Below are 15,379 nucleotides of genomic sequence, written 5' to 3'. Positions count from 1 at the left end.
AGCGGTCGAGAGGGCCGGATCCCGCCAGGGGTCCGGCCCTCTCGGCACTCCGGGAGCAGAACGGTGTCATAACGTTATCTTCCGTTTTTCTCGGTTCTGCTTCGGTTCCCGTAGCTTTCGGGGCCTTCGACGACGCTTTTCGGCCCAGCGCCGCACTACGGCAGAGCGCCTTGGAATCACACGTTAGCCAGCTCACTTCACCTTCGATTCAAGCGCAGTTAACCCGAGTTGACACGATGGAAACATGCGTCCCGAGCGCTCTGGAGCTGCATTCCGCAGGCAGAAGCGCCTTATGACAACGGAATCCGCAGCCCACCGCGCGTTGACTGGGCCTAGCCGCCCAGGCAACCTGGCCACCCGGGAGCGAAGCAGACCCAGACCGCGAGACCGTGCTTCGGAGGCGATACCGCTCCCGACCCCCACACCACCGCTCAGTGGATCGGATGCCCCATGACCGACACGCTCCCCCCGCAGGTAGCCTCCCCCGCCGCCGGGGACTCCACGGGCAGCCCCAAGCAGCTCGCCCGATCGCTCGGTGTCGTCGGCGGCACCCTGCTCACGCTCTCCTGCGTGACCCCGGCCTCCTCACTCTTCGTGATCGTCCCGGAGCTCTTCAACTCGCTCGGCACCTTCACCCTGATGTCGATCCTGATCGGCACGGTCATCTGCGTCGCGGTGGCGTTCTGCTACTCCGAGCTCGGCACCCTGGTGCCCTCGGCGGGCGGCGAGTACGCCATGGTCGGCACCCTGGCGGGCAAGTTCACCGGCTGGCTGGTGTTCATCCAGTCGCTGATCGTGGTGATGATCGTGCCCTCACTGATCGCCATGGGCACCGCCCAGTACCTGGAACCGATCATCCACCTGGACCCGAAGTGGGCCGGCGCCGCGGTGATGGTCGCGGCCACCGTGGCCGGTCTGCTGGACCTGCGGGCCAACGCCTGGATCACCGGCATCTTCCTGGTGCTGGAGGTCATCGCCTGCGCCGTGGTCGCCTTCCTCGGCTTCGGCCACTCCGAGCGCGGCGTGAGCAGCATGCTGCACGGCTCGGTCGTCGACGCCACCACCGGCGCGACCAGCGGGGTCGGCTTCGCCGCGATCCTGGCCGCGATGGGCACCGCGCTCTTCGTCACCCAGGGCTTCTCCACCGCGATCTACCTCTCCGAGGAGCTGGAGAACCCGCGCAAGAACGTCGCCCGCACCGTGCTGTGGACGCTGGGCCTGTCCACCGCCGTCATCCTGATCCCGGTCGCCGCGATCACCATGGGCGCCCCGGACCTGAAGGCGCTCAGCGAGGGCGACATCTCCTCGCTGGTGATCGGCTGGAGCAACAGCGGCGTCGGCACCTTCATCAGCCTGTGCATCGCGCTGGCGATCATCAACGCCGGCATCGTGATGGTCATCCAGAACTCCCGGGTGCTGTTCGCCTCCGGCCGCGACAAGGCCTGGCCGGAGCCGGTCAACAAGGCCTTCGGCACTCTCAACAAGTTCAGCGCCCCGTGGATCTCCACCCTGGCGGTCGGCATCCCCGGCGCCGCACTCTGCTTCGTCGGCCAGGACCTGCTGACCAACATCACCGGTGTCGCGGTCGCCGCGCTCTACCTGCTGGTCGCCGTCGGCGCGCTGTTCTCCCGCCGCGGCCACCACAAGGGCGCCGCGGCCTGGCGCCAGCCGCTGTGGCCCGCGCTGCCGATCCTGGTGATCGTCGCCCTGGCCTACGTGCTGACCAAGCTCGACCCCACCGCGCTGTGGTGGACGCTCGGCATCACCGCCGCGGCCAGCCTCTACTGGGCGCTCTACCTGCGCCCCCGCCCGGCGACCCGCTGGATCATCACCCTCCCCGAGGACGAGCGCGTCTGACCCCCGCGGAGCGCTCCCCGTCGGCCCCCGCCCGGTCCCCGAGACCGGCGCGGGGGCCGACCCCTTTCCGGGCCCGCCGGCAGCTCGGACGGGCGGCACGGGGCAGCGCGGGCACCGGGACGGCCCGAGGGGCCGGCCCCGTTCCCCGGGACCGGCCCCTCGGCCGGAGCGCTGCCGCCGGTCAGTGGCGGCGCCGGTTCATGTCGCGGGCGACGACCGCGCCGCCGGCCAGGCCCGCCACCACCAGGCCGCCGATGCCCAGCACGAAGGTGCCGGTGCGGCGGTCCCGGTCGGCCTGGGTCTCCTCCAGCCCGAGCGGCTGCGCGACCAGCGGGTAGGCGTCCAGCTTGGTCGACGCGTCCGGGTGCGGGGACTCGGACGGGCCGGGCACCGTGGTGTACTCGACGGCCTTCACCGGGTCGACCACGCCCCAGCCGATGTACTTGTTCGGGCCGTGCTCGGTGCGCTGCGCGGTCTGCTCGATCACCGTGCGGATCTGCTGGGCCTTCCAGGTCGGGTGCATGCCCTTGAGGATCGCCGCCACGCCCGCCACGTACGGGGCGGAGAAGCTGGTGCCGTTGTCGGTGCACTGGCCGTGGCCGGGGACGGTGGAGAGCATGTCGACGCCGGGCGCGGCCACGTCGACGAAGTCGCCGTACTGGGAGAACGCGGCCCGCTCGTTGTTTCGGTCGGAGGCGCCCACGGCGAGCACCGAGTCGAAGGCGGCCGGGTAGGTGGGGCCCTCGCCGCCGTCGTTGCCCGAGGAGGCGACCACCACCACGTCGCGCTCCTCGGCCAGGTTCAGCGCGGCCTCCAGGGCGTCCGCGTCCTTGAAGCCCGGGTGCTGCGGGTCCGCGGCCGGGGTCGCGCCCGGGCCGTTGTCGACCCGGACGTCCTGCGAGATGTTGATGACCTTGGCGCCCTTGCCGACCGCCTCGGTGATCGCGTCGGCCAGGGTCTTGACGCTGCCGTGGCCCTCCGCGTCGTTCTGCCGGATGGACAGGATCCTCGCGTCCTTGGCCAGGCCGACGAAGCCGATGCCGGGCTTCTCGGCGGCCGCGATGATGCCCGCCACCTTGGTGCCGTGGCCGACCTTGTCGGTCAGGCTGTTGCCGTCGGGGCGCTGCTGGCCCTCCCCGGGGTTCTCGCCCAGGAAGTCCCGGCCGGCCTGCACCTTGCCCGCCCCCGCCAGCTGCGGGTTGCTGGCGTCCACGCCGGTGTCGATGACGGCGACCAGCACGTCCTTGCCGGTCTGGTTCGGCGGGCCCTGCGGCTTGCCGCCGTTCTGGGACGGGTCGGCCTTGGCGACCGCCTTGTCCTGGCCCCACAGCTCGCTGAGGAAGACCCGCTGCAGCGCCCACGGCTTGGACACCACGTCCTGCTCGATCGGGAAGTTGCAGTCACCCGCCGCGGCGAGCACCGGCCCGACCCGGGGGGTGTCGCCGCCCGCGGCCGCTTCGGCCCAGGCCGGGCCCGCGGCGGCCGAACCGATCACCCCGAGCACCAGCAGCACCGCACCGGTCCGGCGCAACGATCCTGACGACACCTCTGCTCCACCCCTCACTGCTGTTCCACCCGTGTGTCCCTGCACGCGCCGCCCCCTGCGACGCGCAGCGGGCGGGCGCCCCTGAGGGGCGCCCGCCCGTGTCAAGCACTGCTGTGCCGGTTCCCCCGTGCCGTTGCCGGCCCGCCGGCGATCAGCCCCAGATGGCCTGGTTCGAGTTCTCGGTCTGCTGGTAGCTCTGCGCGGCGTTGTCCAGCGCGGTGGCGATCCGGCCGAGGACCTCCTGCAGGTCCGCCGCCTTGGCGTCCCACTGGGCCTGCCGGGCCTGGTAGCCCTGCTGAGCCGCACCCTCCCAGCTGGAGGCGATGCGCTGCACGCCCGCCTTCAGGTCGTCCAGCTGGCTCTGGATGCGCGCCGCGGTCTGGCGGACCTCGGAGCTCGCGTTCTGGATGGTCTGGAAATTGACGAGAATGCCGGACATTGATCTCTCCCCTTCGATGGATTCACGGCGCGCCCTTGCGAGGCGCAGTGTGGTTGGTGGTTGCGATTACCGGCGTCAGCCGATGCCACCGACCGCAGCGCGCTGCTCCTCTTCGGTCATCGAGTAGGCCTTGGTCGTCGCCTCGATCGCCTGACGGATCTCGTCCAGGATCTTGTTGAGCGCGTTGGCGTCCTCGTTGAACTGCGACTGCATCTGCTGGTAGGCGGACGCGGCCGCGCCCTTCCAGCCCGAGGCGATCTCGGAGACCAGGTTGTTGAGGCGACCGATCTCACCCTGGACCTGCTGGTTGACCTCACCGATGCGGTTCGCGAAGGCGGTCATTTCCTCCGCGGTCGTCGTGAACTGACCTGCCATGATCCACCGTCCCCCATGAGACAGACTACGTCCGGACGTCCCTGTGGCGAACGTCCGTACGGGCACCACCGGTGTGGTGCTCTGAAGCACTGTAACGGCCAACTGCCGCGCACCCAACACCGGGTAGCGGGTAGTTACCAGACCATGACACTGAACTCCCGCAGCGTCACTGACGGTTCGTCAGGCGTTCTGGGCCTGGAGCGCGGAGTTGGTGTTGAGCACCGGTCCGGCCGGGACCAGCTTGGACCAGGCCAGCGGCACCCTGGGCGGGACGACGTCCTTGTAGCCGAGCCGGGCCTGCGCCTCGTTGGTGCTGTTCGCCTTGCCGCCCTCGGGCGCGGGGCTCGCGGAGGCGGCGGGGGCGCCGTCGCTGTTGGCGGGCAGCGAGTAGCGCAGGCCGGAGTCGGTGATCAGGAAGTCGCTGCCGGAGGCGGCCTGGCCGTCGGTGCCGAGCGTCTCGCCCTCCACCGCGCGGTACAGCAGCCCGTGGCCGGGCGTCACGTGCGCGCTGACCGAGCCGGAGGTGACCTGCGCCGGGTACTCGGTGTGGGCCCAGACCGAGCGCTTGATGACGCCCTTCTCGTCGGCGCCGTTGAAGGTCGAGCAGATCACCGTGCGGGTGCCCTTGTCGCCGACGTTGACGGCCTGCTGCTTGTGGGTCGGGAGGTCCTTGGACTCGGTCATCATCTGCCGGTTGACCCTCCCGCCGAGCTTGCTGATGTCGCCCGCGCCGACGTCCTCGATGACCGGCCGGCCGTCCTTGGGGTAGGCGCTCTGCAGCATCGGGTCGGTGCGCATCAGCTCGGCCTGGAACTCGGTGATCTGGTAGAGCTGCTGGGCGCCGACCGCGTAGTAGGCGTCCTGGAACTTCAGCAGCCGGCCGACCTGGTTCTGCTCCGGGTTGGAGAGGCCGAGCTGGGAGGGGGCGGACTTCTTGGTGGTCTTGAAGCTGTCGATCCGCGGGAAGTCCACCGGGTCGCCGCTGGCCAGCGTGGCCAGCCACTCCCTGGTGACCTGCTGCGGCTTGGCGTCCGGGCTGCTGAGGGCGGACATCAGGTCGTGGCGGTCCTTGGCGCTCATGTCGCGCTTGCCGAGCGCGTGCTTGACGCCCTTGGAGTCCACCAGGTAGATCGAGCCCTCGGCGTCGCCCCCGTCCAGCGGCGGCTCCTGGACCAGCAGCATCTGGTTCTCGTTGAGCATCTTGTCCGGGGCGGCCAGCTTCTTCTCCTCGTCCCCGGCGGCGATGAACACCGACTGGCCGACGGTGGACTGCAGGTTGTCCTTGCCCTGCTTGTCGCAGACCGACCAGGTCTTCGCGACGCGGGCGTCACCGGAGGAGGGCAGCTTGTCCGGCGCGTACGGGATGCCGATGGTGGCGCCGCGCCGCGGGTACTTGTCCAGCACGTCGTCGGCGACGGTCTGCACGGTGGCGCTCTCGGAGAGCACCAGCCGGGCCGAGGACATGTTCAGCACCTGGTGCAGGGTGGGCTCCTTGTTGGGCCCGTCCATCAGGATCACGTAGCGGGTGGTCGAGGACTTGCCCTGGATGATGAACTTCCCGCTGTCCCAGTTCGGCGGCGCGGCCGGCTTCAGCACGCCCCACATCCCGAAGCCCGCGACGACCACCGCGGCGACCACGAAACTCGGCAGCACCGCGCGGAGCGGACGCGGCGCGTCCTCGTCGTTGCCGCCGCCGCCCGGCTGCAGGAAGGCCCCCACCATCCGCTTCCGGGCGAAGGTGTAGGCGTTCAGCTCGTCCCGGCGTGATGCCATGCTCGTCCCCGTCTCCCCTGTTGTTCCCCTGTGTGTCCCGCCCGGCGGGTCTGTCAACGCGCTTGCGCCGGGCGTGAGTCTGCCACCCGGCGGGCGGACCTCGCGGCCACCCCTCTACGATGCCGCAGCAGACGGTGAGTACGGTAACGGGTAGGCTCCGACGGTCCGCCATCCGGGCCGCCGACCCGGCCCCCGCCCGGACTCTCCGGGCCCGCAGGGGGATCTGACGGGACATCTGAAGCAGAGAGGGCAATTCGGGGGATGCCAAGCCAGTCCGCTCCAGCACGACGACGCTCCACCTCGCACGGCCGGGGGCCGGACGCGGGCGGACGCCGGGCCCGCACCGCACCGCCCGCCCCGGCCGCGCTCGGCCCGGTGGGCCTGCGGCTGCTGCCCCGGCCCGGGCTGCTGTCCCGCCGCCTGGAGCTCAAGCAGATCGTCCAGCTCGAGGTCGCCGCCGCCCTGATCGCGGTCGGCTGGTCGATCAACACGATGATGGCGGCCGTCTTCGCGGTGCCCGCCCTGGTCCTGGTCGTGGTCGCGCTGCTGCGGCTCGGCGGTCGCACCACCGGCGAGGCGGTGAGCGTCCGCTCGGCGTACAACTCCCGCCGCCGGGACGCGAAGTACAACGTCCCGCCGCCCGGCACCGACCCGGCGATCGCGCCGGTGATGGAGCTCGACCCGGCGCTCAAGACCTGCACCCACGCGATCGAGACCGACCTCGGCGACGGCCGTCCGCTGCGCCGCGAGACCGGCATGGTCGGCGACGGCACCTTCTTCACCTCGGTGCTGCTGGTGCAGTCCAAGGACCAGCCGCTGCGTCCGGGCCGGGCCGCCTCCTCGGTGCCGCTGGACCTGATCTGCTCGGTCCTGCAGGTCGACGACATCGCCCTGGAGTCGGTGCAGCTGGTCCAGCACACCCAGCCCGCCCCGGCCCCGCACCTGCCCGAGCACTCGCTGGCCGCCCGCGCCTACCAGCAGACCCCGGGCGGCGTGAGCACCCCGGCGCTGCGGCTGACCTGGGTCGCGCTCAAGCTCGACCCGGAGCGCGCGTCCACCGCCGTGCTGGCCCGCGGCGGCGGCGAGGAGGGCGCCCGCAAGACCCTGCAGCGCGTCACCGACCAGCTGGCCGGACGGCTGAACAGCGCCGGGTTCACCGCCACCGTCCTGGACGAGCGCGAGCTGATCGCCGCCCTCGCCATCTCGGTGTGCGCCAACCCGGTGGCGGTGGCGGGCCGGCAGGGCTCCGGCGGCGGCGGGGTCGGCGTGCGCCGGGCCCAGGAGTCGGCGAAGTACTGCCGGATCGACGACCGCTGGCACGCCACGTACTGGATCTCCAAGTGGCCGGTGCTGTCCCGCCCGGGCATGGGCGGCGGCCGGGTCACCGCCCCCGACCTGGTCAACCAGCTGACCGGCACGCCCGCGTTCGCCTCGACCTTCTCGGTCACCGCGACCCGCGCGATGGGCGGTTCGGTGGCGCTCAGCGGCCACCTGCGGCTGACCGAGCACAACGAGGCCCGGCTCGACCAGATGGGCCGCCAGGTGGAGTCCCGGGCGCAGCACAGCGGTGCCTCGCTGACCCGCCTCGACCTGGAGCACGCCCCCGGCCTGCTCGCCACGCTGCCCCTGGGAGGGACGTCCTGATGGCCTACCAGACCTACCCCGGCCAGGCCCCGCAGCCGGTCGAGCAGCGCCCGGTGCGGGTGCGCCCCGGGTTCGGCCTGCGCGGTCCGCGCCGGGAGAAGCACGTGCTGCCGGTCGAGGACCTGTCGGCGCTGGCCTTCCCGGTCGGCGACGACGGCGTGGTGATCGGCCTGGACCACCAGCAGCAGCCCGCCGTGATCGGCCTGTTCCGCCCGTCCGCGTTCGAGCTGGTGCTGGTCGGCGGCATGTGGACGGCGCAGCTGATCGCGCTGCGCGCGGCCGCGACCGGGGCCCGGGTCGCGGTGGAGACCGGCCGTCCGCAGGCGTGGGCGCCGATGGCGCAGGCCGCGGGCGGCGGCCAGCCGTGCGTGACGATCCACCAGGTGGGACGGCTGGGCGCGCAGGGCGCGTCGGTGGCGTCCCCCGTCCTGGTGGTCCGCGACCTGGGCGCCCGGCCCAACCGCAGCCGCCTGTCGGCGGCGCCCTGGCAGACCACGCTGACGGTGCTGCCGTACCTGGGCCCGAACGCGAGCCGGGTGATCAACTCGGCCGACCTGGTCGCCCTGCAGCGGGTCTCGCCGCAGGAGGCCGAACTGCTGGGCCGGCTGCTGTCGCTGGCTCCCGGCGACGTCAGCGCGCTGCCGACGCTGCCGGACAACGTCACGCTGTGGGCGACCCGGATGCGCCGGCAGTACGTGATGACGAATCAGGGCGAGGCCGAGACCCAGGTGCTGGGCGGCCCGCGCCGCATGGACTGACCGGTCCCGGCCGGCCGGCCCGCCCCACGGGGGGTCCTCGCGACCCGGGCGGGCCGGCCGGGGTGATCAGGGTCGGCCGGATCTGCCGTCAGGTCGGACACCGCCTTCATCGCGGGCACCTGCACGGCCTAGTCTTGTTGCCCGACGGCAACCGCCGAAGCAGCTTCGGCGAGAACGAGGGAGCCCCAGTGAGCAGCGATCGGGACGGCGTCTACGTCGGCGACAACGCGGCCGAGGACGACGATGACTGGTCCGACGCCCCGGACTACAGCGCCCCGTCCTGGTACACCCAGAGCGCCGCACCAGGTGCTCCGGTAGCGGCGCCGCAGCCACAGCCGCCCGTCCAGCCGCAGGCGCAGCCGCCACAGGTGCAGCCGCCACCGGTGCAGCAGCAGGCCCCGCCGCAGGTGCAGCCGCCCGTCCAGCCGCAGGCCCCGGCGCAGCCGCAGCCGCCCGTCCAGCCGCAGCCGCCCGTCCAGCAGCAGGCCCCGGCGCAGCCGCAGCCGCCGGTGGAGCAGCAGGCGCCCGTCCAGCCCCAGCCGCAGGCCCCGGCGCAGCCTCAGCCGCAGCCGCCGGTGGAGCAGCAGCCCGCGCCGCCGGTGCAGCAGGAGGCCCCGCAGCCGCCGGTCGACCCGAGCGCGCCGGTGCCGAACGCGGCGCCGCCCGTGCAGCCGCAGGCTCCGGTGCAGCCGCAGCCGCAGGCCCCGCAGCCCCCGGTGCAGCAGCAGGCCCCGCAGCCGCCGTGGCCGAACCAGCCGTACCCGCCGCAGGCGCCGCAGCCCGGCCCGCCGCCGTTCCCCCAGCAGGGACAGCAGCCGCAGCCGCCGCAGCAACAGCAGCCGTGGCCGAACCCGCAGCAGCCGCCGGTCGACCCGCGGGCGGGCGGTTGGCCGCAGCCGGGGCAGACCATGGGCGGGCAGCCGCCGTACGCGCCGCCCGGCCCGGCCCCGCAGCACGGCGTGGGCGCCGCCCCGCCGGCTCCGGCGCAGTTCCAGCAGGCGGCGGGCCAGCCCGCCGCGCACGGGGCGGCGCTCGGTTACACGGCGGCGGTGGAGCTGTCCTCGGACCGGCTGCTGCGCGGCCAGCCGAAGGCGCAGAAGCAGTCCCGGTTCCAGTTCGGCGGCAAGTCGGCGAAGGCCGACCGGCAGCAGAAGCTGGAGCTGATCCGGCACCCGGTGATGACCTGCTACCGGATCGCGGTGATCAGCCTCAAGGGCGGTGTCGGCAAGACCACGACCACCACCTCGCTGGGCGCGACGCTGGCCAGCGAGCGGCAGGACAAGGTCATCGCGATCGACGCCAACCCGGACGCGGGCACCCTGGGCCGCCGCATCAAGCGGCAGACCGGGGCGACCATCCGCGACCTGGTGACGGCGATCCCGAACATCCGCAACTACATGGACATCCGCCAGTACACCTCGCAGGACCCGAACTCGGGCCTGGAGATCGTCGCCAACGACGTGGACCCGGCGGTCTCCACCACCTTCGACGACTCGGACTACCGCCAGGTCATCCAGGTGCTCGGGCAGCACTACCCGATCATCCTGACCGACTCCGGCACCGGTCTGCTGTACTCGGCGATGCGCGGCGTGCTGGACCTGGCGGACCAGCTGATCGTGGTGGCCACGCCCAGCGTGGACGGCGCCTCCAGTGCGTCGACCACCCTGGACTGGCTGGCCGCGCACGGCTACGCGGACCTGGTGCAGCGGTCGATCACGGTGGTCTCCGGGGTGCGCGAGACCAGCAAGATGATCAAGGTCGAGGACATCGTGGCGCACTTCCAGACCCGCTGCCGCGGCGTCGTGGTGGTGCCGTTCGACGAGAGCCTGGCGGCCGGTGCCGAGGTCAACCTGCAGATGATGCGGCCGAAGGTCCGCGACGCCTACTTCGAGCTGGCGACGCTGGTCGGCGAGGACATCGCCCGGTCGCAGCAGCAGGCGGGCTGGCAGGCCCAGCAGCAGTACCCGCCGCAGGGCGGCTACCCGCAGCAGGGCCAGCCCTACCCGCCTCAGCAGCAGTACCCGCAGCAGGGCGGCTACCCGCAGCAGGGCCAGCCGTGGCAGCAGACCCCGCCGCCGGGCTACCCGCAGCAGGGCCAGCCGTACCCGCCGCAGGCCCCGCAGCCCGGCTACGGCTACCCGCCGCCGCACGAGGCGCCGCCCCCGGGCTACGGCTACCCGCCGCCCCACCAGGGCTGACACCAGGTCGGGGCCCCGCGGAACGCGCGTTCCGCGGGGCCCCGTCGCGTCGCGGGTCAGGGGCGCTCGGTGAGGTCCCGGGCGCGCTTGACGTCCTCGGCCATCCGCTCCAGCAGGGCGTCGATCGAGTCGAACTTCTCCATGCCGCGCAGCCAGGCCAGGAAGTCGACGGCGACGTGCTGCCCGTACAGGTCGAGGCCGACCCGGTCGATGGCGTACGCCTCGACGGTGCGGGCGGTGCCGTCGAAGGTCGGGTTGGTGCCGACCGAGATCGCGGCGGGCATGGTCTCGCCGTCGGCGGTCAGCCAGCCCGCGTACACGCCGTCGGCGGGGATCGCCGAGTGCGCGACGGTGTCCACGTTGGCGGTGGGGTAGCCGAGTTCGCGGCCGCGCTGGGCGCCGCGGACCACCTCGCCCTCGACCCGGTGCGGGCGGCCGAGGATCTCGGCGACGCCGGTCATGTCCCCGGCCGCGACCAGGCGGCGGCACAGGCTGGAGGAGAACGGCTCGCCGTCGCCCGCGGTGCCGCGCACCTGCAGGTCGACCACCTCGACGGTGAAGTCGTCGGCCCGGCCGAGCTCGGCCAGCAGCTCGACGTCCCCCGCCGCGCGGTGCCCGAAGCGGAAGTTGGGGCCCTCGACGACCGCCTTGGCGTGCAGCGCGTCGACCAGCACCGACCGCACGAAGTACTCCGGGGACTCCTGGGAGAACTCGGCGGTGAACGGCAGCACCAGGACGGCGTCCACGCCCAGTTGCTCGACCAGCTCGGCCCGGCGCGGCTGCGGGGCCAGCAGCGGCGGGTGGGTGCCGGGCCGGACCACCTCGCTGGGGTGCGGGTCGAAGGTCACCACCACCGACTTCGCCCCCAGCTCGCCGGCCAGCTCCACCACCCGGTTGATGATCAACTGGTGTCCGCGGTGGACCCCGTCGAACGATCCGATGGTGACGACGCTGCGCCCCCAGTCCCCGGGGATCTCCTCCAGGCCGTGCCAGCGCTGCACCTGACCGCTCCTTGTTCCTACGGTGTGCACAACCCGTGCACTCGAAAGACCGAAACCGAACCCCTATAGCGTGCCATGCGACCGACCCTGCCCAGGCACCGGAAGGCCCTTGGTGTGACCCGTCAGACGGCCGCCGGGACGGTCGACCCGCCGTTCCGCCTCGGCCGCGGCGTACTGCGGATCCCGCCCGGACGCGGCGAGGGCCCGCAGCAGGGCCAGCCGGGGCCCCTGCGGCGGCGGCGGGGCGTCCTCGGGCCAGGACGCCAGCAGCCGGGCGAAACCCGCCCAGCGGCCCGCACAGCGCACCAGGGCGGCGTCCGCGCCCGCCCACCGCTCGGCGACCAGTCGCAGCAGCTCGCGCACCCGCCGCTCCGGGTGCCCGGCGTGCCGGGCCGCCAGCGCCTCCACCACCGCCGCCAGCACCCGCTCGTCCCGCTCGGCGGCCAGCAGCGCGTCCAGCAGCTCCTCCCGGCCGCCGCCGGGCGCCGCCAGCACCGGCACGAAGACGGCCCGCACCGGTGGTTCGGCGGCCAGCACCGCGTCCAGCAGCGGACGGCCGTCGCGCCCGTCCTCCAGCAGCCGGTCCAGGTGCCGGGCGACCTCCGCGGCGGGCTCCGGGCCGCCCCGCAGCAGTTCGGCGGCGAGCGGCGGCCCGGGGCGGGCCACCGCCGGGTCCGCGGCCCCGCCCCGCGCCCGCGGGTCCCCCGGCTCCTCGGCCGACCGGGCGCCCGGCGCCCGCGGCCGCTCGCGCACCGCCGGCACCTGGGCGGGGGGCTCCGCCGCCGGCCCCGCCAGCTCGGCCAGCACCCCGGCGGTCAGGAACGGGTCCCCGGCCCGGTACGCGGCCAGGGCCGCCGCCAGGTGCTCGGCCCGGCCCTGCGGATCGCGCACCAGCAGCGCCAACGCCGCGCCGTGCAGGGCCGGTTCGTCCTCCCGGGCGAGCAGCGTCCGGGCCGCCAGGCGCAGCAGCTGCGCGCCCGAACCGCCCGCGTGCGGGGCGGTGCGCAGCGCGTGCACGGCCGCCGCGACGTGCCGCTCGGGGCGCGGGTCGTGGCTCCACCGGTCGACGGCCCGGCACAGCGCGGACGGCTCGTGCTCGGCCAGCCGGCCCAGCAGCGCGTCCGCCCGCGGGTGGGCGGCGGCGACCAGCGCCTCCGTCAACTCGTCCAGCGCCAGGGCCCGGTGCTCGTACAGCAGCTCGTCGGCGAGGTCGGCGGCCGCCGGGCCCTCCCCGTACCAGGCGCACAGCAGCGGCAGCACCCCGCGCGGGTCCGCGGCCAGCAGTTCGGCCGCGGCCGCCCGCACCACCTCCGCCCGGCCCGGGCCGCGGGCCAACCCGCCCAGCAGCGCGACCCGTTCGGCCACCGGCAGCGGCAGGCCGACCCAGAACGCCGCCCCGAACCGCTCGTCCCGCCCGGCCCGGTCGGCCAGCAGTTCCAGCAGCTCCCGGTGCGCGGACGGCTCCGGGCTGTCCGCGATCCCCGCCGCCAGCAGCCGCCCGGCCCACCAGTCCGCCTCCCCGCCGCGCTCCGAGCGCTCCAGCGCCGCCAGGGCGCGCCGCAGCCACCCGTCCAGCACCGCCGCCCCGCGCAGCTCGCCCGCCCGCCGCAACGCCCCCACCACCACCCCGATCCGGCACCGCCCGACCCCGGCACCGGCACCGGTACCGGCCCCGCCGAGGGGCCCGTCAGGGCTCCGCGGTACGGCGGGCCCGGGGCCGTCGCCCGCCCTCCCCGGCCCACCGCCCGGAGCCCCCGCGCCCCCGTCCTCCCGCCGGACCTCGCCGAGAGCCCCGTCGGGCGCCGGGGAGACGCCCGGCTCCGCGTCGCCACCGGCCTCCCCCGGCTCACTGCCCGGACCCTCCTCCAGCACCAGCCGCAGCGCCGCGTCCAGGTCCAGGTGCAGGCTCTGCAGCCACTCCCCCCACTCCTCGTGCCCCGCCCGGTGGCCCGCCCCCGCGGGCACCAGCAGCCGTTCCTCCCGGACGGCCCGCGCCCACCCGCCCTGTTCGGGGAAGAGCCGCGCGAACTCCTCGGCGGACAGCGCCCCGTCGCCCGCGCCCAGCATCAGCCGGGCCGCCTCGTGCAGCCGTCCGGCCGCGACGGCCGCGAGCCGCCGCACCTGCCGGGCGTCCTCGCCGGGCGCGGGCGGTCCGCCGCGGCGGTGGCGGCGCGGACCGCCGGGGGTGAGGGCGACCCGGCGGGCGACGGTGAGGCAGGCCAGGTCGAGCCAGCCGTCGAAGAGTTCGGCCCGGCTGCCGACCGGGCCGCGCACGCCCGCGCCGCGCAGGTCGCCGGCCAGCCGCAGGGCCAACGGGTGGCCGCGGTCGGCCGGGCCGAGGAACGCCGCGGGCAGGCCGTAGCGGCGCCCGGCGCGGGCCGCGGCGTCGGCGGTGAGCGGGCCCAGCCACAGCGCCCGGGCGGCGGCCCGCCAGGGGCCGAGCTGCTCCCAGCCGTCGGGGCGGCAGGCGACCAGGGCCCGGGCGCGGTGGGTGCGCAGCCAGTCGAGCCCGGCGGCCAGCCAGCGGGCGGAGAGGGCGAGCGGCGCCTCCTCGGGCCCGTCGAGGATCACCAGCAGCGGCCGCCCGGCGGCGGCGCACAGCGCGGCGAGTTCGCCCGGCTCGACCTCCGGTACGCCCAACTGCCGTGCCGCCGCGGCGAGTCGGCGGCGCAGCGGGTCGCCGGGGGTGCGGTCGCCGGGGGCGAGGTCGGCGCCGCGCAGCCACAGGGTCGGCAGCGGCTGGGCCGCGCTCTCCCGGCGGACGGCGAGGGCCGCGAGTTCGGTGCTGCGGCCGCTGCCGCTCCCGCCCAGCAGCACGGTGAGGACGTCCTGCGGCTCCTCGCCGCTGAGGCCGTCGGGGCGGTCGACCCGGTCGGCGGCGAGTTCGGCGATCCGGCCGGGCCCGGCGGCGGCGCCCTCCAGTTGGGCCTCGGTCAGGCGCAGCGCCCCGCCCAGGTTGAGCGCCCGGCCGTACGCGGGGGCGTCGGCGGCGTTGCGGGCCAGCAGCCGGTCGAGCGGGGTGTCGGCGGGCGGCGCGGTGTCGGCGGCCAGCGGGACGGCCGCCACGCCGGGGCCGGGGACGGCGCGCACCCGGGGGGAGACCACGGCGAGCACCGTGCCGCTCGCCGGGTCGAGGACGGGCGCCCCGGCGAGCGGGGTCACCGGCAGGTCGAGCAGCAGGACGCCGGGGACGGCGCGCACCCGCGCGCCGTCCCCGCAGCGCCCGCTCTCCCGGCCGAGCGGGCCGCCGCGGGCCAGGGCGGGCGTCCCGTCCTCCCAGCGCTGGTGCAAGGCCGCGACCGGGCCGGTGACCGGGCCGCGCCCGATCGGCAGCGCCGGGCCGGGGACGCCGCCGACCGCGGCGGTGCGCAGCAGGGCCAGGCCGCGGTCGGGCAGCAGGTCGACGCTCTCGGGGCCGAGCACCCGGGTCTGCCCGCCGGGGGTGTGCAGCACCAGCCGGGGCAGTCCGGCCACCGCCTCGTGCGCGGTGACCACGGTGCCGCTCCGGTCGGCGACGAAGCCGAGGCCGCACAGCCGGCCCTGCTGGTCCCTGATCCGCAGCAGCGCCTGTGCCGGATCCCCCGCGAAGCCGGCGCCCGCACCCTCGCCCATCCCGCCAAGTCCTCCCGCCGGGCCGCGCCCGGCCCCGTACGGGACGGGGTACGGCCGCCGTACACGCCGCGGTCAGCCTGCCCCCCACCAGCCCCACAGCACCCCGCACGCCCCTCTCACCACACCCCTTCACTCCGCGCGCCCCCTCCGCCCCCACCGGGCGCGCACCCGCCCGC

At 74.9% G+C, this 15,379-nt stretch carries 10 protein-coding genes; 4 read left to right on the top strand and 6 right to left on the bottom strand.

Annotation, left to right across the window (positions count from 1 at the left end; translation table 11 throughout):
• Positions 1–450 precede the first annotated feature (450 nt).
• Entirely contained in the window at positions 451–1,857 is a 1,407-nt protein-coding gene (locus ACFY00_RS32155) for an APC family permease (RefSeq protein WP_388036122.1), read from the top strand.
• A 181-nt stretch (positions 1,858–2,038) separates the two neighbouring features.
• On the opposite strand, the gene mycP is transcribed toward ACFY00_RS32155, so the two are convergent.
• The 4 genes from mycP to eccB all read right to left on the bottom strand — a co-directional run bounded on the left by mycP (position 2,039) and on the right by eccB (position 5,990).
• The gene (gene mycP, locus ACFY00_RS32150) at positions 2,039–3,403 is read right to left on the bottom strand and encodes a type VII secretion-associated serine protease mycosin (protein WP_388036119.1); all 1,365 of its coding nucleotides are present in this window, start codon (positions 3,401–3,403) and stop codon (positions 2,039–2,041) included.
• Positions 3,404–3,554: 151 nt separating this feature from the next.
• On the bottom strand, positions 3,555–3,842 hold the full coding sequence (locus ACFY00_RS32145; protein ID WP_388036117.1) for a WXG100 family type VII secretion target: 288 nt from the start codon (positions 3,840–3,842) through the stop codon (positions 3,555–3,557).
• Positions 3,843–3,917: 75 nt separating this feature from the next.
• The gene (locus ACFY00_RS32140) at positions 3,918–4,217 is read right to left on the bottom strand and encodes a WXG100 family type VII secretion target (RefSeq protein ID WP_380472962.1); all 300 of its coding nucleotides are present in this window, start codon (positions 4,215–4,217) and stop codon (positions 3,918–3,920) included.
• 180 nt (positions 4,218–4,397) lie between these two features.
• Entirely contained in the window at positions 4,398–5,990 is a 1,593-nt protein-coding gene (gene eccB / locus ACFY00_RS32135; protein ID WP_388036114.1) for a type VII secretion protein EccB, read from the bottom strand.
• 261 nt (positions 5,991–6,251) lie between these two features.
• Here eccB and eccE point away from each other — a divergent pair, with 261 nt between their 5' ends.
• The 3 genes from eccE to ACFY00_RS32120 all read left to right on the top strand — a co-directional run bounded on the left by eccE (position 6,252) and on the right by ACFY00_RS32120 (position 10,590).
• A complete protein-coding gene (gene eccE / locus ACFY00_RS32130; RefSeq protein WP_388036112.1) occupies positions 6,252–7,634 on the top strand; it encodes a type VII secretion protein EccE in 1,383 nt (460 codons plus the stop codon).
• On the top strand, positions 7,634–8,392 hold the full coding sequence (locus ACFY00_RS32125; RefSeq protein ID WP_388036110.1) for a hypothetical protein: 759 nt from the start codon (positions 7,634–7,636) through the stop codon (positions 8,390–8,392). Before eccE ends, ACFY00_RS32125 begins: the two co-directional genes overlap by 1 nt.
• Positions 8,393–8,580: 188 nt before the next feature.
• On the top strand, positions 8,581–10,590 hold the full coding sequence (locus ACFY00_RS32120) for a MinD/ParA family protein (protein WP_388036107.1): 2,010 nt from the start codon (positions 8,581–8,583) through the stop codon (positions 10,588–10,590).
• Positions 10,591–10,646: 56 nt separating this feature from the next.
• Here the strand turns inward: ACFY00_RS32120 and ACFY00_RS32115 are convergent, their stop codons facing one another.
• The gene (locus ACFY00_RS32115) at positions 10,647–11,591 is read right to left on the bottom strand and encodes a bifunctional riboflavin kinase/FAD synthetase (protein ID WP_388036104.1); all 945 of its coding nucleotides are present in this window, start codon (positions 11,589–11,591) and stop codon (positions 10,647–10,649) included.
• Between the two features lie 63 nt (positions 11,592–11,654).
• Positions 11,655–15,203, bottom strand: a complete 3,549-nt coding sequence (locus tag ACFY00_RS32110) for a serine protease (protein WP_388036101.1) — start codon at positions 15,201–15,203, stop codon at positions 11,655–11,657.
• Positions 15,204–15,379 lie beyond the last annotated feature (176 nt).

Source organism: Kitasatospora sp. NPDC001540 (assembly GCF_042894345.1).
Classification (GTDB): domain Bacteria; phylum Actinomycetota; class Actinomycetes; order Streptomycetales; family Streptomycetaceae; genus Kitasatospora; species Kitasatospora phosalacinea_C.
The sequence above is the reverse complement of the archived record's forward strand: the minus strand, read 5'-3'. Positions and strand labels throughout refer to the sequence as shown.